The sequence below is a fragment of the Phenylobacterium sp. genome (assembly GCF_025351295.1).
Taxonomy (GTDB): domain Bacteria; phylum Pseudomonadota; class Alphaproteobacteria; order Caulobacterales; family Caulobacteraceae; genus Phenylobacterium.
The window spans coordinates 1-24488 of record NZ_JANXWD010000065.1; the positions used below are offsets into that span (position 1 = coordinate 1).

General features: G+C 66.7%; 25 protein-coding genes. 19 read left to right on the plus strand and 6 right to left on the minus strand.

What is annotated here, in order from left to right; translation table 11 throughout:
* Positions 1 to 92: 92 nt before the first annotated feature.
* Positions 93 to 923, minus strand: coding sequence for an enoyl-CoA hydratase-related protein (locus Q0R13_RS09745; RefSeq protein ID WP_293903075.1), 831 nt, complete (start codon positions 921 to 923; stop codon positions 93 to 95).
* Between the two features lie 100 nt (positions 924 to 1023).
* Here Q0R13_RS09745 and Q0R13_RS09750 point away from each other — a divergent pair, with 100 nt between their 5' ends.
* From Q0R13_RS09750 to Q0R13_RS09775, 6 genes are all read left to right on the plus strand, one after another.
* Positions 1024 to 1878 (plus strand): SDR family oxidoreductase, encoded by an 855-nt coding sequence (locus Q0R13_RS09750; RefSeq protein WP_293903078.1) that lies wholly within the window; start codon positions 1024 to 1026, stop codon positions 1876 to 1878.
* Positions 1879 to 1916: 38 nt separating this feature from the next.
* The gene (locus Q0R13_RS09755) at positions 1917 to 3197 is read left to right on the plus strand and encodes a cytochrome P450 (protein WP_293903081.1); all 1281 of its coding nucleotides are present in this window, start codon (positions 1917 to 1919) and stop codon (positions 3195 to 3197) included.
* A 17-nt stretch (positions 3198 to 3214) separates the two neighbouring features.
* Complete coding sequence (locus tag Q0R13_RS09760; protein WP_293903084.1) at positions 3215 to 4417, plus strand: acyl-CoA dehydrogenase family protein; 1203 nt, start codon at positions 3215 to 3217, stop codon at positions 4415 to 4417.
* A gap of 12 nt (positions 4418 to 4429) precedes the next feature.
* The gene (locus tag Q0R13_RS09765) at positions 4430 to 5974 is read left to right on the plus strand and encodes an AMP-binding protein (RefSeq protein ID WP_293903087.1); all 1545 of its coding nucleotides are present in this window, start codon (positions 4430 to 4432) and stop codon (positions 5972 to 5974) included.
* A gap of 80 nt (positions 5975 to 6054) precedes the next feature.
* Entirely contained in the window at positions 6055 to 7272 is a 1218-nt protein-coding gene (locus Q0R13_RS09770; RefSeq protein WP_293903090.1) for an aromatic ring-hydroxylating dioxygenase subunit alpha, read from the plus strand.
* The gene (locus Q0R13_RS09775; protein WP_293903093.1) at positions 7269 to 7805 is read left to right on the plus strand and encodes a VOC family protein; all 537 of its coding nucleotides are present in this window, start codon (positions 7269 to 7271) and stop codon (positions 7803 to 7805) included. The genes Q0R13_RS09770 and Q0R13_RS09775 overlap by 4 nt, the downstream gene beginning before the upstream one ends.
* 207 nt (positions 7806 to 8012) lie before the next feature.
* Here Q0R13_RS09775 and Q0R13_RS09780 read toward each other — a convergent pair whose 3' ends face one another.
* Genes Q0R13_RS09780 through Q0R13_RS09790 form a run of 3 tightly spaced genes read right to left on the minus strand, consistent with a single transcriptional unit; the run spans position 8013 to position 9866 of the window.
* Positions 8013 to 8327 carry a hypothetical protein gene (locus Q0R13_RS09780; RefSeq protein ID WP_293903096.1) on the minus strand — a complete coding sequence of 105 codons (315 nt, stop codon included), beginning with the start codon at positions 8325 to 8327 and terminating at the stop codon, positions 8013 to 8015.
* Positions 8324 to 9094 (minus strand): ThuA domain-containing protein, encoded by a 771-nt coding sequence (locus Q0R13_RS09785; RefSeq protein ID WP_293903099.1) that lies wholly within the window; start codon positions 9092 to 9094, stop codon positions 8324 to 8326. Before Q0R13_RS09785 ends, Q0R13_RS09780 begins: the two co-directional genes overlap by 4 nt.
* A gap of 10 nt (positions 9095 to 9104) precedes the next feature.
* Positions 9105 to 9866 (minus strand): SDR family oxidoreductase, encoded by a 762-nt coding sequence (locus tag Q0R13_RS09790; protein ID WP_293903102.1) that lies wholly within the window; start codon positions 9864 to 9866, stop codon positions 9105 to 9107.
* A gap of 185 nt (positions 9867 to 10051) precedes the next feature.
* On the opposite strand from Q0R13_RS09790, the gene Q0R13_RS09795 reads away from it, so the two are divergent.
* Positions 10052 to 10729: a TetR/AcrR family transcriptional regulator gene (locus Q0R13_RS09795; protein WP_293903105.1), complete on the plus strand. Its 678-nt coding sequence runs from the start codon at positions 10052 to 10054 to the stop codon at positions 10727 to 10729.
* Between the two features lie 24 nt (positions 10730 to 10753).
* On the opposite strand, the gene Q0R13_RS09800 is transcribed toward Q0R13_RS09795, so the two are convergent.
* The gene (locus tag Q0R13_RS09800; RefSeq protein WP_293903108.1) at positions 10754 to 11875 is read right to left on the minus strand and encodes an acetoin dehydrogenase dihydrolipoyllysine-residue acetyltransferase subunit; all 1122 of its coding nucleotides are present in this window, start codon (positions 11873 to 11875) and stop codon (positions 10754 to 10756) included.
* A 141-nt stretch (positions 11876 to 12016) separates the two neighbouring features.
* Positions 12017 to 13360: an aromatic ring-hydroxylating dioxygenase subunit alpha gene (locus Q0R13_RS09805; protein ID WP_293903111.1), complete on the minus strand. Its 1344-nt coding sequence runs from the start codon at positions 13358 to 13360 to the stop codon at positions 12017 to 12019.
* A 145-nt stretch (positions 13361 to 13505) separates the two neighbouring features.
* Here Q0R13_RS09805 and Q0R13_RS09810 point away from each other — a divergent pair, with 145 nt between their 5' ends.
* The 12 genes from Q0R13_RS09810 to Q0R13_RS09865 all read left to right on the plus strand — a co-directional run bounded on the left by Q0R13_RS09810 (position 13506) and on the right by Q0R13_RS09865 (position 24412).
* Complete coding sequence (locus tag Q0R13_RS09810; protein ID WP_293903114.1) at positions 13506 to 14249, plus strand: TetR/AcrR family transcriptional regulator; 744 nt, start codon at positions 13506 to 13508, stop codon at positions 14247 to 14249.
* A 105-nt stretch (positions 14250 to 14354) separates the two neighbouring features.
* On the plus strand, positions 14355 to 14897 hold the full coding sequence (locus Q0R13_RS09815) for a nuclear transport factor 2 family protein (RefSeq protein WP_293903117.1): 543 nt from the start codon (positions 14355 to 14357) through the stop codon (positions 14895 to 14897).
* Between the two features lie 3 nt (positions 14898 to 14900).
* Positions 14901 to 15302 carry a nuclear transport factor 2 family protein gene (locus tag Q0R13_RS09820; RefSeq protein ID WP_293903120.1) on the plus strand — a complete coding sequence of 134 codons (402 nt, stop codon included), beginning with the start codon at positions 14901 to 14903 and terminating at the stop codon, positions 15300 to 15302.
* Between the two features lie 12 nt (positions 15303 to 15314).
* On the plus strand, positions 15315 to 15662 hold the full coding sequence (locus tag Q0R13_RS09825; protein ID WP_293903122.1) for an antibiotic biosynthesis monooxygenase: 348 nt from the start codon (positions 15315 to 15317) through the stop codon (positions 15660 to 15662).
* Between the two features lie 42 nt (positions 15663 to 15704).
* The gene (locus tag Q0R13_RS09830) at positions 15705 to 16895 is read left to right on the plus strand and encodes an aromatic ring-hydroxylating dioxygenase subunit alpha (protein ID WP_293903125.1); all 1191 of its coding nucleotides are present in this window, start codon (positions 15705 to 15707) and stop codon (positions 16893 to 16895) included.
* Between the two features lie 79 nt (positions 16896 to 16974).
* A complete protein-coding gene (locus Q0R13_RS09835; protein WP_293903127.1) occupies positions 16975 to 18366 on the plus strand; it encodes an aromatic ring-hydroxylating dioxygenase subunit alpha in 1392 nt (463 codons plus the stop codon).
* A 4-nt stretch (positions 18367 to 18370) separates the two neighbouring features.
* A complete protein-coding gene (locus Q0R13_RS09840; protein ID WP_293903129.1) occupies positions 18371 to 19750 on the plus strand; it encodes an MFS transporter in 1380 nt (459 codons plus the stop codon).
* Between the two features lie 22 nt (positions 19751 to 19772).
* Positions 19773 to 20597 (plus strand): glucose 1-dehydrogenase, encoded by an 825-nt coding sequence (locus Q0R13_RS09845; protein WP_293903131.1) that lies wholly within the window; start codon positions 19773 to 19775, stop codon positions 20595 to 20597.
* A gap of 19 nt (positions 20598 to 20616) precedes the next feature.
* Positions 20617 to 21147 (plus strand): nuclear transport factor 2 family protein, encoded by a 531-nt coding sequence (locus Q0R13_RS09850; RefSeq protein WP_293903133.1) that lies wholly within the window; start codon positions 20617 to 20619, stop codon positions 21145 to 21147.
* Positions 21148 to 21170: 23 nt separating this feature from the next.
* Positions 21171 to 21716, plus strand: coding sequence for a nuclear transport factor 2 family protein (locus Q0R13_RS09855; RefSeq protein ID WP_293903135.1), 546 nt, complete (start codon positions 21171 to 21173; stop codon positions 21714 to 21716).
* A gap of 120 nt (positions 21717 to 21836) precedes the next feature.
* Positions 21837 to 23498, plus strand: coding sequence for an FAD-dependent oxidoreductase (locus tag Q0R13_RS09860; protein WP_293903138.1), 1662 nt, complete (start codon positions 21837 to 21839; stop codon positions 23496 to 23498).
* Positions 23495 to 24412 carry an NmrA family NAD(P)-binding protein gene (locus Q0R13_RS09865; protein ID WP_293903141.1) on the plus strand — a complete coding sequence of 306 codons (918 nt, stop codon included), beginning with the start codon at positions 23495 to 23497 and terminating at the stop codon, positions 24410 to 24412. The genes Q0R13_RS09860 and Q0R13_RS09865 overlap by 4 nt, the downstream gene beginning before the upstream one ends.
* Positions 24413 to 24488: the final 76 nt, after the last annotated feature.

Genomic DNA, 24488 nt, shown 5'->3' on the forward strand with positions numbered 1-24488 from the left:
CCGCGACCCGATGTGAAACCATTTGCAGCCTCGATGCCGGCGACATGTGCAATCTGGGTCGGTGGCGCCGCAGCCCCTGGTCGGGGGCCGCCCTACCGACGGGTCCGATAGTCGCCGAAGGCTCCGTCTCGGGCGTCGAGGGCCTGCGAGACGCCCTCGCGGAAGCGGGCGAAAGTCTCCCGCGAGCTCTCCGTCGTCAGCGCCAGAGCCTGGATTTCGGTGCCGGCCCGGATGGCGGCGCGCAGGCCCATGATCTCCATGGCGCGATGGACGGATCGCTTGTTCATCTGCTGCACGTCGGTGGGGATCTTCGCGACCCGAGCGGCGAGCTTCAGCACCTCCTCGTCGAGCTGTTCGGCCGGGAAGGCGCGGTTGGCGAAGCCCACGCGAACCGCTTCGAGCCCGTCCATGGCGTCGCCGGTCAGCATCATCTCCATGGCGGGTCTCAGCCCGCAGAGCCAGGCGTGGAACTGGTTGTCGGGAGGGCTCATCATCCTCACCGGCGGGTAGCCGATCTGGGCGTCCTCGGCGACGTAGACCAGGTCGCAGGATGTGGCGAGTTCGGAGCCGCCCGCCAGGCACCAGCCGTGCACCTGGGCGATCACCGGCTTGGCCAGGTCCCAGACCTTGAAGCAGCCTTCCACGACGTGGCGGGCCCAGATGCCGGCCCCGCCAGCCGTGTGGAATGGGTAAGGCGGACCCGCGCCGCCGCCGAGGTCATAGCCCGCCGAGAAGCAGTCGCCCGCACCCCGCAGGATGGTGACGCGGACCTCGCGGTCCCGGTCGGCCGCTTCCAGCGCCGCAAAGATGCGCGACCTCAGCTCGTTGGACAGCGCGTTGCGTTTCTCCGGCCGATTGAGGGTCAGCCGGCGCACGTAGGGCGCAGGGTCGTCCAGTAGCAGGGTCTCGGCAGCGTCGCTCATGGTCGGTCAGCGCCCTTGAATATCGGCCCGATAACACTCCGATTTGACGGCGCGGTAAAGAAAAGTCAGGGCTGATTGTAAAAATCATGTCCGGCGGTCTATGCTCGAAACCGCCGTCGCCTTGAGCCTGCCCAGGCTGGCGCGGCGGGCGGCGCTTTGGGGAGTGGAAACCATGTCTGGGGTCGACGGGTCGCTTTCCTCCAAGGTCGTTCTGATTTCCGGAGGCGCCAGCGGCATCGGCTATGCGACCGCCCGCCTGTTTGTCGAGCAAGGCGCCAAGGTCGCGCTCGGCGACGTCCAGAAGGCCAAGGGCGCGGCTGCGGCGGAGGCGTTGGGCGAGCGGGCGATGTTCGTCGATCTTGATGTCACGCAGGAGGCGGCGTGGCGGGAGGCCGTGAAGGCGGTCGAGGCGCGCTTCGGCGCTCTGACCACCGTGGTCAATTCGGCGGGTGTGTCAGTTCCGGCCAACATCGAGCAGGAGACCCTGGAAGGGTTCAGGCGCACCCTGGCGATCAATCTCGAAGGCGTCTTCCTAGGCTGCAAGGTGGGCGTCGAGGCGCTCAAGGCGGGGACGGGCGGGGCGATCGTCAACCTCGGCTCTACGCTCGGGGTCCAGGCCGGCGCCATCTTCCCGGCCTACTCGGCCTCGAAGGGCGGTGTTCGGATGCTGACGCGGGCAGTCGCCCTGCATTGCGCGGAGCAGGGATACGACATTCGGGTCAATGCCGTGCTGCCGGGTGCGATTCACACCGAGATGGTCGAAGGCTACATCGCGGCTGGAGAGGCCGGGGGCGCCACGCGGGAGAGTGTGATCGGCGGCTTTGCTCAGGCCCACCCGATGAAGCGCCTGGGCCGACCGATCGAGCCGGCGGCGGCGATCGTGTTCCTGGCCTCCGATGCGGCAAGCTTCATCACCGGCGCCGACCTGGCGGTCGATGGCGGCCTTCTCGCGTGAGCTCTCGCGGTTGAACCCCAGTTCGAGGAGTGACGACCATGGCCGATGATCAAGCCCAGATGGCCGATGTCGCGGGCCGCCCGCTGGCGGAGTTTAACATCTTTGACCCCGATCTGTTGCAGGACCCGCACGCCTACTATCGACGCCTGCGCCAGGAGGCGCCGGTGTTTCGGGACCCCAAGACCGGCATTGTCTCGGTCGCCACCTATGACCTGATCATGGAGGTCAACCGCCAGCCCCTGGTGTTCTCCAACAATTTCGGCGGGCAGATGCGGGGGTCGGTCGGTGCGCAGGACCCGGAGGAGATGGCCATCATGAGCGAGGGCATCGCCGTGGCCAACACCATGCTCACCGCCGACCCTCCCGTGCACACGCGCTTCCGCAAGCTGGCGATGAAGGCCTTCACGCACAAGCGCGTCGAGGCGATGGGCGCCTATGTCGCGACGGTGGCCCATGAACTGATCGACGGATTCATCGCGGACGGCCGGTGTGAGTTCAAGTCGGCCTTCGCCAATCATCTGCCGATGATCGTGATCGCCGACTCGCTGGGCGCGCCTCGCGCCGACATGGACCGGTTCCACCGCTGGAGCGACGCCTTCGTGGTCCAGCTTGGTGGCGTCTCCGATCGCGAAACCCGCCTTGAAGCGTCGCGCCGCATCAACGAATTCCAGCGGTACTTCATCGAGATCATCGAGCAGAAGCGGGCCAATCCCACCGAGGATGTGATCTCCGATCTGGTGCATGCCACACTGGCCGAAGAGGGCGATCCGCGCACGATGGACTATTCGGAGTTGCTGTCGATCATCCAGCAGCTCCTGGTCGCCGGCAATGAGACGACGGCCCATACCCTCACCACCGGCCTGTACTATCTGGTCTCCGACCCGCAGCTCCTGGCGCGCGTGCTGGCTGACCGGTCGCTCGTTCCAGACTTTGTCGAGGAAACCCTGCGCCTGCTGTCGCCCACCAACAACATGTGGCGCATCGCGACCCGGGATGCGGAGATCGGGGGATATCCGATCAAGGGGGGCGAAATGATCCTGGTCCGCTATGGGTCTGGCAATCGGGACGAAACCCGCTTCCCCGATCCCGAGTCCTTTGACCCGTCACGGCCGGACGCGCGCGGCCACCTGGCGTTCGGCGCCGGGATTCACACCTGCATCGGCGCCCAGCTCGCGCGCAAGGAGATGGTCACGGCCTTCGGGATTGTCCTCGATCGGCTGAAGAGCCCCCGCATCCAGGCCGGTCGCAACGTCTTCCGATACAGCCCCAACATCCTGCTGCGCGGCGTTCTCGAACTGCACGTCGAATTCGACCGCTGACCGGCCGCGGAGTCACCATGGACATCTCATTCAGCGCCGAAGACCTGGCATTCCGCGATGAAGTGCGCGCCTTCCTCGACGCGGCGTTCACGCCGGAACTGCGCGAAGCGGCGCGTCGCCAGTCGGGCGTCTTCGCCGAGGCGTCGCTGAACCGCGCCTGGCACCAGATCCTGTTCAAGAAGGGCTGGATCGCACCCTCCTGGCCGAAGGCCTACGGTGGCACGGGCTGGTCGATCGTGCAGAAATATATCTACGACAGCGAGTGCGCCGAGGCCGGAACCCCCACCCTACCGGCCATGGGACTGCAGATGTGCGGGCCGGTGCTGATCGGCTACGGAACCGACGCCCAGAAGGCGCACTTCCTGCCCCGCATCCTGTCTGGCGAACACTATTGGTGCCAGGGCTATTCGGAGCCAGGGGCGGGCTCGGATCTCGCGGCGCTGCAGTGTCGGGCGGTGCGCGACGGCGACGACTACGTGATTGACGGGACGAAAATCTGGACCACCCACGCCCAGAACGCCAACTGGATATTCCTGCTGGTTCGCACCCGGACCGAAGGCAAGCGCCAGGCTGGGATCACCTTCCTGCTCGTCGATATGCAGACCCCTGGCATCGTCGTTCGCCCGATCATCTCGATCTCCGGGGAACACGAGGTCAACCAGCTGTTCTTCGAGAACGTCCGCGTGCCGGTCGAAAACCGGGTGGGCCCGGAGGACGAAGGCTGGACCGTCGCGAAGTATCTGCTGGAGTTCGAACGCGGCGGTTCCTACGCCGCGCGGCTCCGCAGCGGCCTGGCGCGGATCCGCAGGATGGCGGCCGACACGTCGGTCGACGGCGCAAGCCTGCTCGACTGCCCCGCGTTTCGCCGAAAGCTCACCGACCTGGAGATCCAGGTCACCGCCGTGGACTATTCCGAACGGCGGGCGATCTCCAGCCTTGGCGTTGGCAGCAATGTCGGCGACGCCACCGCTTCGACGCTGAAGGTGTGTGGCAGCGAGACCTCGCAGAAGCTTACCGAACTGGTGCTCGAGATCCTCGGTGTCTACGCCGCGCCCTTTCAGCGCGACGCCGCGCCGAATGACGGGGAGGCCGGACCGGTTGGCCCGGCGTTCGCCGTCGCGCCCACGGCTCAGTACCTCAACGCCCGCGCCTCGACGATCTTCGGCGGCTCAAGCGAGGTCCAGAGGAACATCCTCTCGCGCGCGGTCCTGGGGCTCTAGGATGGACCGCACATGTCGCTAGCCGCCGCCGGTAAGGCCAGAACCCATCCGGACGACCTCGCGCTGGCGGACGAGCGTCAGGCGATATCCTGGTCCCAGCTGGACAACGTCCTCAACCGGGCGACCAACGCCCTGCTCGCTAGCGGGCTCGCGCCCGGGCAGCGGATCGGCGTGTTCGCCAACAACAGCGCCGAGACCGTGCTCGCCTACCTGTCCGGCCTGCACGCCGGGATCTCCTCGATCCCGATCAACTTCCATCTGACCGCCGAAGAGGTGGCCTATATCCTCAAGGACGGCTCCGTCGGCCTGATCTTCGTGGGTCCCGAAACCGCCGCCGTCGGCGTCCAGGCCGCGGCCATGGCCGGTATCGATCAGGTGATCGGCTGGCGCGGCGCGACGGACGGCGTGATCGCCTGGGACCGCTGGCTGGAGCAGGCGTCGGCGGCCGCGCCGCCGACGGACCAGCCCCCACGACCGTTCCTGCACTACACGTCCGGCACAACCGGCAAGCCCAAGGGCGCGGAAACGCCGCCAAACATGTTCACCCGCTCCGCGACGGTCGCGGAGTTTTTCGAAGCCCTGAAGGAGCAGGCTGCGGTTGCGTCCCCAGGGCCGGGCCTGGCGGTTGGGCCGCTCTATCATACCGGCCCCTTGGGCTCGGTCCGGCAATTGGGCGGCGGCAAGCCCTTGGTGGTGATGGGCCGCTTCGATCCTGAAAAGGTGATCGAGACCATTGCCCGCCATCGGATCAGCAGCACTTTGATGGTGCCGACCCATTTCCAACGGCTTTTGACCCTGCCGGCCGAGGTGCGCGCGCGGCATGACGTCTCGAGCCTCCGCGCCGTGTTCCACACCGGCGCGGCCTGCCCCAGGGACGCCAAGCGCGCGATCATCGACTGGTTCGGGCCGGTGCTGGTGGAAGCCTATGGTGGGACCGAATCCGGCACGACCAACATGATCACCTCGGAGGAGTGGCTTCGGAAGCCCGGCTCGGTGGGTAAGACCCTGCCGCCCTTCGAGCTGATGGTGGTCGGGGAGTCCGGCGAGACCCTGGGGCCAAACGCGGTGGGCCAGCTGTACTTCAGAGACACCACGGGACGCGGCATCATCTACCACAACGACACGGAGAAGACCGCGGCCGCCCACATCGCGCCGGGCGTCTTCACCCTGGGCGAAATGGGCTACGCCGACGACGAGGGCTATGTGTTCATCACCGATCGGGTCTCGGACATGATCGTCAGCGGCGGGGTGAACATCTATCCGGCGGAAGCCGAACTGGTGCTGATCCGGCATCCGGGCGTGACCGATGTCGCGGTGATCGGGGTACCGAACGCCGAGATGGGCGAGGAGGTCAAGGCGCTGGTGATGGCGGCCGAGCCCACCAGCCCGCCGGCCGGCGCAGACCTGGACGCTTTCTGCCGCGAGCACCTCGCCGGCTACAAGTGCCCCCGGAGCTATGAGTTCGTCGACGATCTCGGACGCAACGCCATGGGCAAGATCAACAAGCGCTCGCTGATGCGGCCCTACTGGCCCACGGATCGAACGATCGGCGGCTGATCGAAAGCGTCGAGCCAAGGACCCGCAACGCCCTGGCGCCTCGCGAACGTGGCGTCGAAATCGGCCCCAAGGAGGGCGAAATGGCAAGTTTCGAGGACCGACTTCTGGAGACCCGACTGCGGCTCGGCCGGCGGGTCGTCGAGCACATTCGCCAGGGTACGAGCGACCTGGCGGAGCGGCCGATGCGCAACGACGTCAGCGTCTATACCGACCCGGCGCGGCACGCCGCCGAGCGCCAGAAGCTGTTCCGCGAGACTCCGCTGGTGGCGTGCCTGTCGCGTGAACTTCCGGGCCCCGGCAGCTTTCGCACCTTCGATGAGACCGGGGTTCCGATCGTCGTCGTCCGCGGCGCAGATGGCGGCGTCAGGGCCTTTCTCAACATCTGCGTGCATCGCGGCGCGCGCCTGGTTCGCGAGGCCGGCGGCCACGCCAAGCTGTTCACCTGCTGGTTCCATGGCTGGTCCTATGGCCTGGACGGCAAGCTGGCCGCGGCGCCGGAGGCCGAGCGGTTCGACGATGCGCTGTGCGGCAACGATCGCCTGGTATCGGTGCCGGCGGCCGAGCGGTTCGGGCTGGTGTTCGTGCAGGCGACGCCCGGATCGATCATGGACATCGACGCTCATCTCGGGACGTTCGCGGCCGAGCTGGAGCTGCTGCAACTCGAGCAGGCCGAGCCGGTCAAGTCCGGCCAATTGCCGGTGAAGGCCAACTGGAAATACGCCCTCGACACCTACGGCGAAGGCTATCATTTCGCCGCGCTGCACAAACAGACCCTGGCGCCGTTCTTCCGCAACGACATCACCGTCTACGACCGGTTCGGACCGCACCACCGCGTGCTCTTTGTCGGCCGCGAGCAGGAGGCATGGCTGGACCTGCCGGAGAGCGAGTGGGGCGTGGAACACCGGATCGGCGGCATCCACTACATCTTCCCCAACACCATACTGTTCGCGGGCGCGGTGGCCCCCGGCAAGGGCTACTACACGACCTTCCGCCACTTCCCCGGCGAGGCTCCCGGCGAGACGGTGACGCACAAGACCATATACGCGCCCAAAGGCGTGCACTCGGCGGAATACCGGCAGGAGGTCGAGGCCGCCTACGACGCCACCGCCCACGTGGTCGAGACCGAGGACTATGTCGTCGCGGCCCAGGGGTGGGGCAACCTCAGCGCCCTGCCACCGGGGTCAAGCGTCGTCTACGGCCGACAGGAGATGGCCTTGCAGAACGTTCACCGCTCCATCTCGGAGGCCATTGGCATGCCGTTGCCCACCGTCTCGCCCAGGCTGGAGGCCGCCGAATGAGCGCCGCATCGATTACCTCTCTGGGGACGGTGATGCAGATCGCCTATGTGCCCGCCGATTTTGACGCCGCCCTGGCGTTCTGGACCAAGACCATGGGCGTCGGGCCGTTCTTCGCGTTGGATCACGTGCAGCTGCAGGACCTGAAGTATCGCGGCGCGCCGGCCCAGATCGATTTCTCGATGGTCATCGGCTATTGGGGCGACGTCCAGATCGAGCTGATCCGCCAGCACAACGACGCGCCGTCGATCTACAAGGCCTGGCGCGACGAGGGCCGCGAAGGCCTGCACCATGTCTGTATCCTGGTCGACGACATGGCCGCGGCGAGGGACGTCTGCGCCCGGGCCGGGGCGGTGGTTGTCCAGGAGGGCAAGGTCGCGGGCGGTGGCGAGGTGATCTACGTCGATACGGGCGGCGGCCCCGGGACGATGGTGGAAATTCTCAAGACCGGGGCCGGCGGCCGCGAGTTCTTCGGGATGATGCGTGACGCTGCACGCGGCTGGGACGGGACGGATCCGGTTCGACGCCTGGGGTAGGGGGAAGCTCGCAACCCTTCCTCCACGTTGTCATCCCGGTTTCGCCGCAGGCGAAGACCGGGACCCAAAATCGCCAGATCATTGGGATTGCGCGCTGCGCCGCCGCGTTCCGTCTGTCGCCACGGAGCGTATGGGTCCCGGTCTTCGCCTATGGCGAAACCGGGATGACAGCGTGGGGGCATATCCGCGCCCCAGCCGTCCCTCGCCCTACGTCGGCTTCGGGTAGCTGATCGCGTCGGCGAAGGTGAGGGTTTCCTTGATGATCGCGTCCTGCAGCACGCCCTGGATGCCGGCCGCGCGGGGATCCATTCCGACAGCGGCGAAACCGGCGTTCATGTGGTTGTGATCGTTCAGCTCCCAGACATCGATGACGGTGTTGAGCTGCCCGGTCCGCAGCACATAGGCGCTGGCCAGCTTCCAGCCGGCCGACTCGACGATGGCTTGCAGCGTGCCCATCGCCTCGGTGAACGGCCCGAAGAGAGAGGCCCTGACCTCGATGGTGGCGATCAGAAAGACGCTCATGCTCCGGCTCCCACGTCGGTCCGCGTCTTGGCCCACTCCAGGCCGCGACCCAGCAATTCGTAGAACACCGGCAGCGCCCAGGAGCCTTTTTCCGGCGCCGGATAGAACTCGATCATCGGCTGCATGTCGTAGTGACCGCGGCAGTGGCCCAGGGTCAGATAGAGCACCTCGCCCTTGCCGACCGGGTGCAGATAGAAGACCGGATGGCGCGCTTTGGGCCAAGCGTGCTCCACGAAGCCGGTGGCCTCGCCCTCGAACTCGGTGTCCAGCAGGACGTGGAGGTGGCCGTAGGTCTCCGACAGATAGAGCTCATCGTCGGCCTGGAACGGTTCGATCCCCTGAACCAGCGGGTGACCCGGGTCGGCGACGGTGACGGTGTAGGGCGCGATCGACGGGTGAGCGATGAACATGGAGCCGAGCGTTTCCATGAAGTGCGGCGCCCAGCGGGGGCTGTCGACCTGGCCATTGGCCAGGAAACGCAGGATCGAGTTGGTGCCGTGCAGCGCGTACCAACGGCCGCCGTTTTCCAGCCAGGCGCGCAGGGCTTCCTGTTCATCCAGCCGGGGGATCACGTCGCAGGTGTAGGTGACGAGGAAGTCGGCGGCGCGGATGGCGGCGAGATTCGAATAGTCCTCGAACACCCGCACCCGCACCCGGTCATCCTGTCCGAGCAGCTTCAGGATCTCCAGGCGAGCGAAGTCTATGTCGTGATACTTGCCCCCGGCCACCAGGACCGCGTTGAGGCGCTTTCTGGGCGTTTCGCTCACCGGCGTGAGCCTAGTACTGGACGCGCTTGGTGACGCCGCCATCGATGACCAGATTGGTCCCGGTCATGAACGGACAGGCCGGCGAGGCCATGAAGGCGATGGCGTTGGCCACCTCCTCGCCATTGCCCAGGCGTCCCATCGGCACGGCCTTGACGGTCTGGTCGTAGAGCGGGGTCATGTGGGTCTTGATCATGTCCCAGGAGCCGCCCTTGATGAAGATGGGCCCCGGCGAGACGGTGTTGACCCGGATCTGCTTGGGCGCGAGCTGCTGGCTCAGCGCCGAGGCGTAGTTGATCACCGCGGCCTTCATGGCGTTGTAGGACTGGGGGCCCAGGAACTCTTCCAGCGCCGCGGTGGAGGACACCGCGATGATCGAGCCGGCCTTTGATTTCTCAAGGTAGGGCAACGCCGCCTCGACGCCGCGATAAGTGGCCAGCAGATCCAGCTCAAAGACCGCCTTCCAGGCTTTTTCGCTGGCCGGCCCGCCGCCGGCGGAGGCGAAGGAGATGAAGATGTCGCAGCCGCCGAGCGCCTCGGCGGCCCGCGCAACCCAGGCCTTGTAGGCGTCGCCATCGGCCATATCGACACTTTCGCCGAACGCCTTGACGCCCTTGGCCTTTAGCGAGGCGACAGTGGCGTCCACGCCTTCCGCGCCCCGGGCGCAGACGGCGACATTGCAGCCTTCGGCGGCGAGCGCCTCGGCGGTGGCCCGGCCAATACCCTTGCTGGCGCCCGCCAGGATGGCCTTCAGACCCTTCAAGCCAAGATCCATTGTCCCACTCCCGCCATCTTCTGCTTGTTCAGACCGCAAAAAGCCAGCCTGACTGTTTGTTATCGGGCACTATAGGCGATCACTGTCCCTCGTCTATCGGCAATTCACCCGAAATCCGGCTTCGAGGCGTTGTGTTAGGGTATGGCAACGAGTCGGACGCGGCCAACACTGGCGGGAATTTGCGAATGCAGGATTGGGCGACGTTGGAGCTGGCGAAGCTGGAGCCCGAGGGGCTCGACGCTGAGGGCCAGAACTGGCAGCGGCGGAAGAGCATACAGACGCGGCTGGCCATCCTCGAGGCCGCTATCGACTGCCTGCAGCAGAACGGATTTGCCCGCACGACTACACAACTGATCGCCCAGATGGCGGGGATTTCCCGTGGGGCGATGCTGCATCACTACGCCACCAAGCAGGACCTCATCGCATCGGTCATCGAGTACACGTTCTACAAGCGCATGGAGAACTTCCTGGCCGCCATCGGCAACCTGTCCGAGGAGGAACGTATCGGCCGCAACGCCGGTATGGAGATCTATTGGCAGAGCCTGTTGACCCGGGAGTTCGGCGCCTATCTGGAACTGATGATGGCGGCGCGGACCGACGCGGAGCTGCGCGAGACCTTCCTGCCAAAGGCGCGACACTACGAGCGGATCGAACGGACCGAGGTTGTCCGCGCCTTTCCAGAGTGGCAGGGCGATCCAGGCGCCTATGACCTGGCCATGGATTTCTGTATCGCGGGCATGCAGGGGCTGCTGCTGAACCGCGATATCTGGGAGGATCGCGAGCGCCGCGTCCGGCTGCGCGGTTTTATCTCAAGCGCGATCCTGATGTTGCGCAGCGGCGCGATCAAGGCGCTTGGCGAGTGAGTCCCGCCATGCCGACGCTCTAAGTCAGGCGCCGCCGACCTGCCCCGCCAGCAACGCGTTCACCTCTCCCGACTTCTCCAGATGCGGCATGTGCCCGGCCCCTGCGATCCAGGCCACCGTGAAGCCCGCGGGCAGGGCGGCTTCATCCGGCGCGCCGACGATCCGGTCCTCGCGGGAGGCGATGACCAGGGCTGAAGGGATCTTCGCGAGATCGGCGCGCAGGCTCGCCGCGTCATGGCCCTCGATCATCCGGTCGCGAAGCGCCGATAGCGCCTCCTCGACGCCGTCCAAACGCTTGAACTTGATCATGTCGTCGAGCATGTCCTTGGTGACGGCGGCGGGATCGGCGAGCAGCAATTCCAGCACCGGCCGGAGGTCCTTGGCGCGCTGCGCTTCGATGACGCCGATGAGGAATTCCTCCGAGATCGGCGACGCGGAGAGCCCCGCCGGCGCGATCAGCGTCAGCGACGCCGCCAGCCCAGGGCGGTCCGCCGCTAGGCGCGCGGCGACGGCCGCGCCAAGTGAATGGCCGACCAGGTGCGCGCGGCTCACAGCCAGGACGTCGAGCGTCGCGCCGACGCTGTCCGCCAGGGTGCGCAGCGATCCGTCGCCGACGTCCTTGGTCGAGCCGCCGTGACCCGGCAGATCCAGGGCGATGACGGGGTTCCGGGCGGCCAGCTCCTCGATATTGAACATCCAGTTGTTCAGGTCGCCGGAATAGCCGTGAATCAGCACGACCGGCGTGCCCTCTTCCGGGCCCAGCCGCGCGACCCGCAGTGTTCTGCCCGCCGCCTCGACCATGGTGGTCGCCAGCCCTGCGCCGTCGGCCTCGGCACTCTCCTCGGGCGTAAAGTTTGCCTGGAAATCGGCGATGTAGGCGTCGATCTCGGCTTCAGGAGTCACTGAGGCGGCAAGCACGCCGATCAGCGCGCCGACCGGCAGGGTCTCTCCCGGCTGCGCGACGATCCGGCGCAGCACGCCCGCCGCCGGGCTTTCGCAGACGTTGGTGATCTTGGACGTCTCGATGTCCACCAGGTCGTCGCCCTCGGCAATGGTGTCGCCCTGGGCCTTGCACCACTCGACGATGGCACCCTCCTGCATGGAGAGACCCCATTTTGGCATGCGGATGGGCGTGACCTCGGACATCGTAGTTCCTCAAGTGGAGGGTCGCATCTGGCGCGGCGCGTCTGTCCGGGTCGGCCAGCGCGCTCGCGACTGACCCCTCGAGCCTAGCAGCGCCGCCTAAAACCGACAATCGTGATTGTTTGTTCTGGTGCGGTATCTGGCCTACTCCAGCATCCAGCGTTCGAGATTTTCATGGAAGAACCGCACGCGGCTTTCCTGTCCGGCGAGATAGTCGCGCCGGTAGCCGCGAGAGTGCAGCGCCTTCTGCTGGCCGAACCAAACGGACAGGTCCTGGTCGATGCCCGGACCCATAGAGACTTCGCCCAGCTTGCCCTGGAGATGTGGGGCCGGCACGTTGACGTCGACCCAATCGCTCATGCTCTGCGAGAAGTATTTGGTCTGACCCTTGGGGAACAAGGTCATGTACCACATGTCGAAGTAGCACTTCTGCGGGTCGGACTCGTGCGGCCGCGCGCGCAGCCAGATATTGCCGTCCGGCTTCAGGCTGAACGACAGGTTCGGGAAGATCGTGAAGTGCCAGTGATCGGTCAGCTGGGCGTCGTGATAGGTAGAGAAATCAAAGCCCTTTTCGGCGCCCAGCAGGCGCTTCTGACGCTGTAGAGCCACGCGTATCTCACCGGTCTTGCCGCCCCGGAACTGATCCGGATCCAGGCCCCAGAAGTTCAGTTCCTCGGTCATGGATTTCAGCGTCTCGTCCTCACCGCCCTGCAGCATTTTGGTCGGCCCGGCGCCGGGCATCAGCATCCGGGCGTGGCCGCTGGGATAGAGGTCGAACTGGCTGAACGGATACGCATACTCCATCACATACTTGGTCTGGGGATGGACGAAGGGCACGTGGTAGGACTCGTTGAAATTGTCCTGGACCAGCTTCCAGTTGAAGTCGCCCTCCAGCGTCACCCAGTGGGTGCGGACCATGTCGTCCATCGGATAGGTGTCGATCTGGTCGGCGATGGGATGCATGTAGCTGCGCAGCGAGGCGCAGTTGGGGTCCATGTTGTACCAGACGAATCCGGCCCAGACCTCGCAGGGGATCTCCACCAGGTTGAGCTTGCCGCAGGGGCTGCCCTGGGCGAAATCCAGCTCGTCGGGCACGGTCCGCAGCTCGCCTTTGAGGTCGTAGGCCCAGCCATGATAGGGGCAGACCAGCCGGCGGGCGTGGCCCTGTTCTTCGGCCATCAGCAGCATGCCGCGATGCTGGCAGACATTGTAGAAGGCCCGGGTCTTGCCATCGTCGCCCAGCACACACAGGATGGTCTCGGGGCCGAGCGTGGTGGTGATGAAATCGCCGGACTTGACCAACTGGCGCTTCACGCCGGCGATCTGCCAGGTCCGCGTCCAGACCTTTTCCCACTCCTTGCGGGCGAACTCCGACGAAAAGTAGCGATCGGGCGTGATCGGGCGGTCGCCGAGCCGCATTTCGGGCGCCTTGGAGATGTCGGCGAGACCGCGCGCGACCGCCCCGCGAGGTTCCAGTGTATCGGCCATGATTGTCCGCTCCCCGGCGAGTAGCGCCGTCCTGTCGAATGGCAATTCTGACCGGCGGCGAAAAAAAAGCAATATCGCTGAAAAGCAGAAACGCGATAATGCATATCCCAGAGGCGCTTTGCGCGACGGACGATGAGCGGAGGCGATGGCCAATCTGAAACTGGTGTCATCTTCGGACGTTGTCGCCGCGCCTTTGCGGGCGCCCCGGAGCGCGCGCTCGCGCCGCGCGACGCCCAAGAGCGAACAGACCCGCGCGCTGATCCTTGAGGCCGCCGTGGACTGCCTCAATCAGTATGGCTTCCACGGGACCAACATTGCGCGGGTGGCCGATCTGGCCGGGGTCACCCGAGGCTGTCTGCAGTATTATTTCACGACCAAGGAAGACGTGGTCATCGCGCTGGCCAAGCACGTCGCCCACCGGAACTGGGAGGTCTATGAAAGCCATGCCGCGAACCCGCCATCCGGCCGTGATCTTGTTGAATTTGCAATCGATCTGGTCGCCAATCCGATCACCGACCGCTACCGGGTGGCGCACCTCGAGCTGCTGACGGCGGCGCGCACGACGCCGGCGCTGCGGCCTGTGCTGCAGGAGGCCGCGCGGATCGTCGAGGCTCAGGCCAAGCGCTTCACGGGGCAGCTGTTCGGCAACGCCGACCTGGCCGACACGCCGCAGTTCCGGGCGGCGCGGGACCTCACGGCGCTGGTGAACGACTGGCTGTTTGTCCAGATCTTCCCGGATCGGCGCGACGAGCGGGTCGCCGAGGTCCTGGCGGCGCTCAGGATCGCGCTGCATACGCTCTGGCGCATCCCCAGCCTGGACGCCGAAGCCGACCTGGCCAAACCGCGGGTGCGGGTGAGGGCCGGGAGCGTAAAGCCCCCCAACGCGTAGGCGCCGAAATTATTCGGCGGCGATTAAAGTCACTTGCGTCGGCTAACAGCGTGAGTGATGGTTTGCGTCGAAGGGCTCGCGGACGCCTGCAGGAGAGGCCGGACCATGGCGCAAACGGACTTGCGTGGGCTGCTGGACAAGCAGGCGTGCGTCGAGCTCGTCTATCGCCTGGCGCGGGCCATCGACCGATGCGACGAGGCGCTGCTGCGGTCCCTGTTCCATCCCGACGCCACGGACGACCATGGCGGGTATCGAGGCTCCGCCTCGGGCTTTGTCGATTGGGTGCTGCCGCTGCTGGCCACGATGACCCGCACGCAGCACTGCATCTGCAACGTGCTCATCGAGGTCACCGGCGACACGGCGCGCGGCGAGAGCTACTTCAACGCGCACCATGCCCTGCCGCAGCCCCAGGGGCCGGATGTCTACATGGTCGCCGCGGGCCGCTACCTGGACAGCTTCGAACGGCGCGACGGCGAATGGCGATTCTCGCATCGGCAGGCCTGCTACGACTGGAACGCCCAGGCTCCGGCGACCGACAGCTGGGACCGCGGCGCCAGCCCCGGATGGATGTTTGGCCAGCGGGGGACTGCGGACGCGTCCTACGCCAATTTCGCCGGCGACCTGCGGCCGCGCGCTGGGAGCGCATGATCGATGTTTGACGGGCCCGTGGAGGACCGCCTCGCCATCCGTGAGCGGATTGAGGCCTACAGCGACGCGGTGTTCCGCAAGGACGCCGACGCCTGGATCGCCAATTGGCGCGAGGATGGCGTGTGGCGGCTGCCCGGCATCGACGTCGCCGGCAAGGCGCAGATCAAGGCGGCCTGGGTGGGGGCCATGGCGGGCTTTGCGGTCGCCGGCTTCTTCGCCACGCCCGGCGCGATCGAGGTGCGCGGCGATCGGGCCAACGTTCGGGTCTACACGCAGGAAGTCCTGATCGACCACGCCGGCAGTGTGCGCCGGATCATCGGCGCCTATGACGACGAACTGGTGAAGACGGCGGGCGTCTGGCTGTTCGCAAGCCGCGCCTACACCGTCCTGCACGATCAGACCTGAAAGCGGACGACCATGAGAATTGTGATTTCCGGGGAGATCGACCTGGCGCCTGAGGCCCGGGAAAAGGCCCTGTTCGACGCCCGTCCGTTGATTGAGGCCGCCCTGGCTGAATCCGGCTGCCTGCAATATGCCTGGACGGCAGACCTCAGCCGGCCGGGACGGGTGAACGTTTTCGAGGACTGGGCGAGTGAGTCCGATCTGGCGATCCACCTCGCCGGCAAGCCCTACCAGGGCATGCTGGCCCACCTTGGGGCGGTCGGCATCAAGCAGGCGGTCACCCGCAAGTACCGCGTCGACCTCGTCGAGCCGGTCTACGATCCCGAGGGCCGGCCAAGGGCGGACTTCTTCACCGCCAAATGACCGCCGGCGGCGCAGCCGCAACCAGAGTTCCGGAGCGATACGATGAACAAGATTGTCGACCGATCAGAGCTCTCCGCCATGGTGCGCAACGGCATGGCGCACGCCCGGGCGCACACTCTGGCCAAGGCGCCGGCGGTGGTTGCGCTTCCCGCCGCCCGCTATTTCGACCCGGCCATTTTCGAGGCGGAGATCGAGAAGATCTTCAAGCGCGTGCCGCTGTTGCTGGCGGTGACCGCGGAGATGCCGCAGCCGGGCGATTTCAAGGCCCTCGACGCGGCGGGCGTGCCCGTCCTGATCTCCCGAGGCCAGGACGGCGTGGTCCGGGCGTTCATCAATTCCTGCAGTCACCGGGGCACAAACGTCGCCGCGGAGGGGCGCGGCAACGCGCGCCGCTTCATGTGCCCCTATCACGGCTGGACGTTCACTCAGAAGGGCGAGCTGATGGGCGTCGCCTCGGCCGACGATTTCGGCGAGATCGACAAATCCTGCCTTGGCCTCACCCCGTTGCCGGTGACCGAGCGCGCCGGGCTGATCTGGGTGATCGTCAATCCCGACAGCAAGCTGAGTTTCGACGCGTTCCTCAGCGGCTATGACAAGCTGCTGGCGCACTATGGGTTTGAGGATTGGCACTATCATTCCAGCCAGGTCATCCCGGGCCCGAACTGGAAGATCGCCTACGACGGGTACCTCGATTTTTACCATCTCCCGGTGCTTCACAAGAACACCTTCGGCGAACAGATGCTGAATCAGGCGCTCTACTACGCCTGGGGACCGCACCAGCGCGTTCAGGCGCCTAGTCCCGACCTGCTCAACTTCGACAATATCGCCGAGGCGGACTGGTCGACCGAGGACATGCTGAATGGCGTCTGGACAGTGTTTCCGCATATCTCCATCGCCAACTTTAACGCCGGCCTGCGCACGGTGATGATTTCCCAACTGCTGCCGGGGGCGAGCGTGGGCGAGTCTGTCACCACCCAGATCTTCCTGACGGTCAGAGCCCCCGATGAGGCTGAGTCCGCGCTGGTCGATGGGCAATGCGCATTCCTCGAACATGTCGTGCGCGACGAAGACTATGCCACCGGCTTTCGCCAACAGTCGGCCCTGAAGAACGGTGGGCGCAAGCAGGTTCTGTTCGGGCGAAACGAGGGCGGCGCCCAGCTTTTCCACCAATGGGTCGATCGCCTGATCGCCGTTGACGATGACGCGCTGGAGCGGCTCTTCCTATCGGCCTGATCGCGGCGACAGGTCGCAGGCGCCCGGCGAATTCGACGGCGCTGCAAGAGGCGTAACCGCCCACCGACGGGAGGATCCGATGGCCGACGACCTTGCCAACGCTCCGGGGGACGCCGCGCTGCGCCCTGGCGACGCGCGCTGTCCTGGCCCCTCGACCCGCGATTTGATCCTTGCCGATGGACAGCCGACGCCGCCGACGCTGACCGCCTCAAGCTATGCCTTCCTCGGCGACGCCGACATTGCCTATGACCGCTATACGTCGCGAGCCTTCTTCGACGAGGAGGTGGCCAAGCTGTGGCCGCGGGTCTGGCAATGGGCCTGCCGGGAAGAGCACTTGCTCAACGTCGGCGACTACCTGACGTACGATGTGGGTCCGCACTCGGTGATCCTGGTCAGGAGCGGACCGGATCAGATCAAGGGCTACATCAACGCCTGCCTGCACCGCGGCACCCAGTTCCGCCCCTCAGACAGCCGGGGCGTCGCACCAGTCCTACGCTGCCCCTTCCATGGCTGGACCTGGAACCTGGACGGCGGCCTGAAGGACGTGCCCTGCCGCTGGGACTTCCCCCACGTCACCGATGAGGCCTATCGGCTGCCGGAAGTGAAGGTCGAGCGCTGGGGCGGCTTTGTGTTCATCAACATGGATCCGAACGCCGGACCCCTGGCCGAGCACCTCGGCGTTCTGCCCGATCACCTCAAGGACGGCTGGGATCTCGCCAACCGCTACACGGTGCTGCACATCGAAAAGGAACTCGAGACCAACTGGAAGGCTGCCCAGGAGGCGTTTCTCGAGGCCTATCACGTGTTCGCCACTCACACCCAGGCCCTGCCGACCGCCGCCGACGCCAACGCCCAGTACGATATCTTCGGCGACACCGTCAGTCGGTTCGTCCACACCATCGGCCACCCCAGTCCGCACTTCACCCGGCCGCTGACCCAGCAGGAGATTCTCGACAAGATGCGCTCAGCGCCCGAGGGGGCGACGGTTCCCGAAGGCCGACTGGCGCGATCGGTCGCCTCCGAACACCTGCGCAAGAGCCTCGGCGCCGCGTGGGGCCTGGACCTGTCCGGCTATTCCGACAGCGAGATGCTGGACTCCATCGAATACCACCTGTTCCCCAACATGTTCCTGTTCCCCGGCGTCGGCCTGCCGATGATCTATCGCTTTCGCCCCCTGGGATCGGACCCGGGCAGGACGCTGTTCGATCTGCTGTTCCTGCGCCCCCTGTCGCCCGGCGAGGCGCGCCCCGAAGCCCCCGCACCGCACCGGCTCACGCCTGGCGAGTCCTACGCCTCTGCGCCGGGGATGAGCGCGGGCCTTGGGTTCGTCTACGACCAGGACACCGACAACCTAGCCATGCAGTACAAAGGGATGCAGGCGTCCCGCAAGCGTGGGCAGACCCTGGGCAACTACCAGGAAGCCCGCACGCGGCGGGTGCATATGACCCTCGACACCTATCTGCGGGACTGAACCCTTGGCCGAGATCTCCGAGACGCGCGAGGCCGCCGCGCCTGGCCTGACATCGGCTCCGGGCGCGCAGGCGCGGACGGGCGCCTACGCCTGGTACGTGGTCGCCTTCCTGACGGTGGCCGCCACGCTATCGAGCGTCGACCGACAGGTGCTCGCGGTACTGATCGGGCCCATCCAGCGCGACCTGGATCTCAGCAACAGCCAGATGGGCCTGCTGGGCGGCGTCGCCTTCAGCCTGCTCTATTCGGTCGGCACTGTCCCGGCGGCCTGGATCGCTGACAAGCGCTCACGCCGTATTGTGATCACGGGCGGGATTGCCTTCTGGAGCGCGATGACCGCCGCCTGCGGGATGGTCGGCCAGTTCGCGACGCTGTTTCTGACGCGAATGGGCGTGGGCCTTGGCGAGGCGGCGCTGGGTCCGGCGGCCTATTCGATGATGTCGGACCTGCTGCCGAGGCGGAAGTTGCCGATGGCGATCGGCTTGTTCACCGCCGCGCCGTTCTTCGGGGTGGGCGTCGCCAGCATCGGCGGCGGGCAGTTGGCGCAGTACTTTGAAACCGCGCCGCCGCTGGTCCTGCCGCTGCTCGGCGCGGTGAGGTCATGGCAGGCGATCTTCCTCCTGCTCGGACTGCTCGGCGTGATGATGGCGCTGGTGGGCTTTGCGACCCTGCGCGAACCCGCGCGCAAGGGCCGGGCGACCGAGGACGGACAGGCGCCGATGACCTCGCGCCAGGTCCTGACCTTTCTGGGCGAGCGACGCCGGTTCCTGACGCTGCACTTCACGGCCTATATCGCCATGTCGGTCCAGGGTTGGGGCCTGTTCTTCTGGGTCATCGAGTTCCTGGTTCGTGAGCGGGGCCTGCCGCGGGCGGAGGCCGGCCTGAAGTATGGCCTGATGGCCTTTGGCCTGGGGCTGGCCGGCAGCATTGTCTCCGGGCGGCTCGCGTCGCGGCTGGTGGCCCGAGGCTCGGCGGACGCCACCATGCGTCTGGTGCTCTTCTGCATCCTGGCGCTCATGCCGCTGGCCATTGCCATGCCCCTGGTTCCGCTGGCCTGGCAGACCCTGCTTCTGTTGCTGCCGATCACCTTCCTGATGGGGTGGCCGGGCGCGCTGGGGATGACCGCGCTGCAGTTTATCGTGCCGAACGAGCTGAAGGGCCGGATCATCGCGCTCTATTCGCTGGTGGTGAACGCAATCTCCCTGGCGCTCGGCCCCCTGCTGGGCGGTTTGATCAGCGACAAGGTGTTCGGTGGGACGTCGCTCGGCGGCAGCCTGAGCCTGATGGCGGCGATCAACTACCCTCTGGCGGCGATTGCCCTGCTGCTTTGCCTGGGTCCCTTCCGCGCCGCGCTCGACAAGGCGCGGGCCTGGGAAGCCAAATGACGACTGAGATGGAGCTTCACGCGTGGCCGATCGGCTGAAAGACAAGGTCGCGGTGATCACCGGCGCGGCCAGTGGCATCGGCGCGGGCACGGCCAGGCTCTTCCACGCTGAGGGGGCCTCGGTGGTGATTGCCGACATGCAGGAGGGGCCCGGCGCGGCGCTGGCCGGCCAACTTGGGCCGCGCGCGCGATTTGTTCGAACCGACGTGACCTCCGAGGCGGATGTCGCCGCCTGCGTCGATCTGGCGGTCGCGGCCTTTGGCGGGCTGGACGTGATGGTCAACAACGCGGGCATCATCGGCGCGGTCGGGCCGATCAAGGACACGCCGCTGGAGGACTGGAACCGCACCCTCGCCATCCTGCTCACAGGCGCCTTCCTAGGCATCAAGCATGCCGCCCGGGTGATGACGGCCCGAGGCCGGGGTTCCATTCTTTCGGTGGCGAGCACCGCGGGGGTGATGGGCGGTCTTGGTCCTCACGCCTATACCGCCGCTAAGCACGGCGTGGTCGGCCTGACCAAATCCGCCGCCTCGGAACTGGCCCAGTACGGTATCCGCGTGAACGCCGTGGCGCCGGGTAATACCGTCACCGCGATGACCGCCTCGCTGCTCACCGGCGATGCCGCCGACCTCGAAGGCACCCGTCAACGCATCGCCGCCGGCTCGCCGCTTGGGATCGCCGGCGCGCCTGAGGATCCGGGCTACGCCATGCTCTATCTGGCCAGCGACGAAGCCCGCTTCGTGACCGGCCACACGCTGCTGGTGGACGCCGGGCAGACCACCGGCGGGACGATCCCGGCCTTTCACAATGGCGAGGTCCGGCTCATTGGCGCGCCGGCGGTCGGTTGAACGCAGGAGGATTGTCGCTGTGACCGCGCCCCATCCCGACCCACGCCTGGACGCCTTGATCTCACGCCAGGAGATCTACGATCAGTGCTGCCGCTACCTGCGGGCCCAGGACCGATTGATGCCGGCCCTGCACCGCTCGGTATTCTGGGACGACGCGACCACCGACTACGGCTTCTACCGCGGCGGACCCGACGGCTTCGTTTCGTTCGCGCAGAACGCCCTGCGTGATCACCTCTCCAACCACCACATGATGGGCCAGGCGTTGATCGAGGTCGAAGGCGACGTGGGGTTCGGCGAGATCTACTTTCAGGCCTTTCATCGCATCGTCGAGGACGGCGCGGAAAAGGACCTGTTCATCGCCGGCCGCTACGTCGACCGCTATGAGCGGCGCGATGGAGTCTGGAAGATCGCCCATCGCAGCGAACTGGTCGACTGGGCGCGCACCGAGCCCGCCGCCGACGAATGGCTGAAGGGGTCGCCGGACGTGCTGATCGGCTACCGCGGCGACCAGGATCTCAGCAACCAGCGCGACCGCGTCCGCGCGCTTTGACGCTCGCCGCGCCGGAGACAGCCATGCCTCGAGCCGATGAAATCGACGCCGCCGAGCTGCGTGAGGTGATCGCCAAGCAGAAGATCGCCGACGTCCTGGCGCGGTATTCGCGGGGCATAGATCGTTGCGACATCGAAACGCTGCTCGCTGTGTTCTGGCCCGAGGCGACGGCCGACTATGGATCGGGCCCCCAGAACGCCCATCAGTGGGCGCGGGCGACAGTGGCGGCGTTGAGGGGCATGCGCCGCACCCAGCACGCGCTCAGCAACATGCTGATCGAGGTGGACGGCGACCGCGCTCGGGCCGAGACCTACTGCCAGGCCTTTCACGAACTCGACGGCGACGATGGCGGGCTGGAGATGGTGGTGGGCGGCCGCTACCTTGACCTTCTTGAGCGGCGAGACGGCGCGTGGCGGGTCTCGCACCGGACCTATGTCATGGATTGGAACCGGAACACGGTTTCGACCTGCCGGTGGGACGATGGCCTCTACACGGGCTTGAAGATCCGCGGCGGGCGCTGGCCGGACGATCCGCTACAGGTCTTTCTCCGCGGAGGCCAGGCTCGCTGATTCAAACGGCAGAATACCGCCCCGAGCGCGATCTCTCGAATCCGACAGTTGTCCGGGCCGGCGCGGCCAGCATCCTAGGGCTGTGACGCGTCTTTCGGCGTTGCCCGGAGAACGCTCGACGTGGAGGACATTGCGGACGTCGTGGTCATCGGGGCCGGCGCCAGCGGTCTCGCGGCGGCGCTCGCCGCGCACGAAGCCGGCGCCGAAGTCCGCCTGATCGAGAAAGCCGGCTCGGTCGGCGGCACGGCGGCGGTGTCCGGAGGCGTCGTCTGGGCGCCGGCCAACTTGCACATGCCGGCCCAGGAGCGAGACGCCGATCGGGCGGCGGCGCTCGCCTATTTCCACGCCTTGGCGGACAATCTGGACGAGGACGTCCTGGCGGCGTTTGTGGACGGGGCGGGCGAGGCGATCGCCTTTCTTGAGAGCGCCACGCCTCTGCGGTTGGCCGTCCTGGAAGGCTACCCGGACTATTATCTCGACCGGCCAGGCGCCCGCGCGCAAGGCGGCCGGGCCCTGGATGTCGACCTCTTCGACTTCAACCGCCTTGGCGACTGGCGCGACCGGGTGTTCAGCTCGGGGCCCGTGCAGCGGCTGATGCTTCGCGAGACGCCCCTGGGCGGGGCCAAGGTGCTGCCCTCGATGGAGGTGTTTCAGGCCCGGGCGCATGGCGACCTGCGCGGCTTCGGTCAAGCGCTGGTCGGCGCCTTGCTGGCAGGATGCCTGGAGCGCGGAATAGAACCCATCCTGGCGGCGCCGGCGCAGCGCTTGCTGGTCGATGACGGGGCGATCATCGGGGTCGATTACCGTCGCGGCGATCAGGTCCACCGGCTGATCGCGCGGTACGGCGTGATCCTGGCGACCGGCGGCTTCGAATGGAACCAGGACCTCGCCCGCACCTTCCTCAGAGGCCCGCTGACCCATCCCGCCTCGCCGCCCATGGCCACCGGCGACGGACTGAAGCTGGCGCAGCGGGTGGGGGCGAGCCTTGGCAATATGACCAGCGCCTGGTGGGCTCCGACCATCACGCCGGACGGCGAAACCTGGCCCGACGGGTCGCCAAGGTCCGCCCCGGTGCTGATCGAGCGCACCCTGCCAGGTTCGCTCATCGTCAACCGCCGCGGCCGGCGCTTCTGCAACGAAGCCACTAACTATTCCGCACTCGGCGGCGCCTTCCAGCAGTTCGACCCCAATACCTATGACTGGGCAAACCTGCCGGCCTGGTTGATCTTCGACGGCGCCTACAAATCGCGCTATCCGGTGGGCCCGGCGCCGCCCGGCCCCGATGCCCCGGACTGGATCGTCTCGGCCCCCAGTCTCGCCGCACTGGCGCGTGCGATCGGCTGTGACGCGGGCGGCCTCGAGGCGAGCGTGGCGCGCTTCAACGGCCATGCCTCGCAGGGGCATGATCCGGACTTCCGGCGCGGGGAGAGCGCCTATGACGTCTTCTATGGCGATCGCTCGCGGCCGGGCCCGGCCGGGACCCTTGGGCCCTTGGAGACGCCGCCCTTTTTCGCCGTCCCGATCACCATGGGCGCATTGGGGACCAACGGCGGCGTCCGGACCGACGCCAACGGGCGCGCCCTCGACCCCGATGGGGCGGTGATCGCAGGCCTCTATGCAGTGGGCAACGTGATGGCCGCTCCCACCGGGTCGGTCTACGCTGGCGCCGGCGGCACGCTGGGTCCGGCCCTGACATTCGGCTGCATCGCGGGGCGCCACGCCGCACAGCGGTCGAACGGCCCCCTTCGCCGACACAACAACAGCGAGACCGCCGCCCCATGACCGCCATCCGCAAGGTACTCGTCCTGGGCGCGAGCGGCGACCAGGGCTTCCCCCTGTTGCAAAGACTGCTCGAGGAGGGCTTCCAGCCGACCGCCGGCGTCCGCCGGGCCGACGCCCTGAAGGACACCGCGTTCGCCGCGATCCCGGTCGTGCCGGCCGATCTTGAGGACGAGGAGTCGCTGTTCAAGGCCTTCCAGGGCCAGGACGCCTTGGCCATGCACCTGCCCTTCGAATTCGATCGCGCGCGGGCTGCGGGTTTTGGCCGGCGGATCGCCGCGGCCGCCAAACGCGCCGGCCTTGGCAAGATCGTCTTCAACACCAGTTGCTTCGTCGCCGACCACGACCTGAACCTCTCCGCCCATGACGGTCGCCGCGACATCGAACGCTCGATCGCCGAGAGCGGCGTGCCCTACGTGGTCGTTCGCCCGATGGTGTTCATGGACAATATGATCCGCGCCTGGTCGAAGCCGTCGATCGTCAACAAGGATGTCTGGGCCTATCCCGCCGGCGAGACCCTCAAGATCTCCTGGATCTGCCTGGAAGACGTCGCCGCCTATATGACGTGCGGCTTGGCGCGGGACGACCTGACCGCTGAAAAGGTGCTGGTCGGCGGGCCGGAAGCCCTGGTAGGCGCGCAGGTGGCCGAGCGATTGAGCGCCGCCGCGGGGCGGACCATCCGCTTTCAGAGCCTAACTCCCGGCGACTACGCCGCGAAGATGAGCCTGCTGGTCACCGGCTCGTCCGAGGTCCTGCCGCACAGCATCTATGATGGGATGGCGCAGTTCTATAGCTGGTATAATATTCAGCCGACCTCACCCCTGGTGGTCGATGTCGCCGCCGCCCTGTCCAAACTGCCGATCTCGCCCACGCCGATGGACCGCTGGGCGGCGCGCCAGGACTGGAGCCGAGTCTGAGAACGCAGCTCAACCGATAGAGGAAGCGGCCTATCGCCGCTGCGACGCCCGTTTGCGTGAGGTCATGCCAGACTTG

Excerpts from the sequence above, each read along its gene's own strand:
- Q0R13_RS09800 (WP_293903108.1), bottom strand. The coding sequence starts at position 11,875 with ATGTCCGAGGTCACGCCCATCCGCATGCCAAAATGGGGTCTCTCCATG.
- Q0R13_RS09795 (WP_293903105.1), top strand. The coding sequence starts at position 10,052 with ATGCAGGATTGGGCGACGTTGGAGCTGGCGAAGCTGGAGCCCGAGGGG.
- Q0R13_RS09790 (WP_293903102.1), bottom strand. The coding sequence starts at position 9,866 with ATGGATCTTGGCTTGAAGGGTCTGAAGGCCATCCTGGCGGGCGCCAGC.
- Q0R13_RS09865 (WP_293903141.1), top strand. The coding sequence starts at position 23,495 with ATGACCGCCATCCGCAAGGTACTCGTCCTGGGCGCGAGCGGCGACCAG.
- Q0R13_RS09775 (WP_293903093.1), top strand. The coding sequence starts at position 7,269 with ATGAGCGCCGCATCGATTACCTCTCTGGGGACGGTGATGCAGATCGCC.
- Q0R13_RS09765 (WP_293903087.1), top strand. The coding sequence starts at position 4,430 with ATGTCGCTAGCCGCCGCCGGTAAGGCCAGAACCCATCCGGACGACCTC.
- Q0R13_RS09770 (WP_293903090.1), top strand. The coding sequence starts at position 6,055 with ATGGCAAGTTTCGAGGACCGACTTCTGGAGACCCGACTGCGGCTCGGC.
- Q0R13_RS09745 (WP_293903075.1), bottom strand. The coding sequence starts at position 923 with ATGAGCGACGCTGCCGAGACCCTGCTACTGGACGACCCTGCGCCCTAC.
- Q0R13_RS09830 (WP_293903125.1), top strand. The coding sequence starts at position 15,705 with ATGAACAAGATTGTCGACCGATCAGAGCTCTCCGCCATGGTGCGCAAC.
- Q0R13_RS09750 (WP_293903078.1), top strand. The coding sequence starts at position 1,024 with ATGCTCGAAACCGCCGTCGCCTTGAGCCTGCCCAGGCTGGCGCGGCGG.
- Q0R13_RS09855 (WP_293903135.1), top strand. The coding sequence starts at position 21,171 with ATGCCTCGAGCCGATGAAATCGACGCCGCCGAGCTGCGTGAGGTGATC.
- Q0R13_RS09820 (WP_293903120.1), top strand. The coding sequence starts at position 14,901 with ATGTTTGACGGGCCCGTGGAGGACCGCCTCGCCATCCGTGAGCGGATT.
- Q0R13_RS09805 (WP_293903111.1), bottom strand. The coding sequence starts at position 13,360 with ATGGCCGATACACTGGAACCTCGCGGGGCGGTCGCGCGCGGTCTCGCC.
- Q0R13_RS09825 (WP_293903122.1), top strand. The coding sequence starts at position 15,315 with ATGAGAATTGTGATTTCCGGGGAGATCGACCTGGCGCCTGAGGCCCGG.
- Q0R13_RS09815 (WP_293903117.1), top strand. The coding sequence starts at position 14,355 with ATGGCGCAAACGGACTTGCGTGGGCTGCTGGACAAGCAGGCGTGCGTC.
- Q0R13_RS09760 (WP_293903084.1), top strand. The coding sequence starts at position 3,215 with ATGGACATCTCATTCAGCGCCGAAGACCTGGCATTCCGCGATGAAGTG.
- Q0R13_RS09835 (WP_293903127.1), top strand. The coding sequence starts at position 16,975 with ATGGCCGACGACCTTGCCAACGCTCCGGGGGACGCCGCGCTGCGCCCT.
- Q0R13_RS09780 (WP_293903096.1), bottom strand. The coding sequence starts at position 8,327 with ATGAGCGTCTTTCTGATCGCCACCATCGAGGTCAGGGCCTCTCTCTTC.
- Q0R13_RS09810 (WP_293903114.1), top strand. The coding sequence starts at position 13,506 with ATGGCCAATCTGAAACTGGTGTCATCTTCGGACGTTGTCGCCGCGCCT.
- Q0R13_RS09755 (WP_293903081.1), top strand. The coding sequence starts at position 1,917 with ATGGCCGATGATCAAGCCCAGATGGCCGATGTCGCGGGCCGCCCGCTG.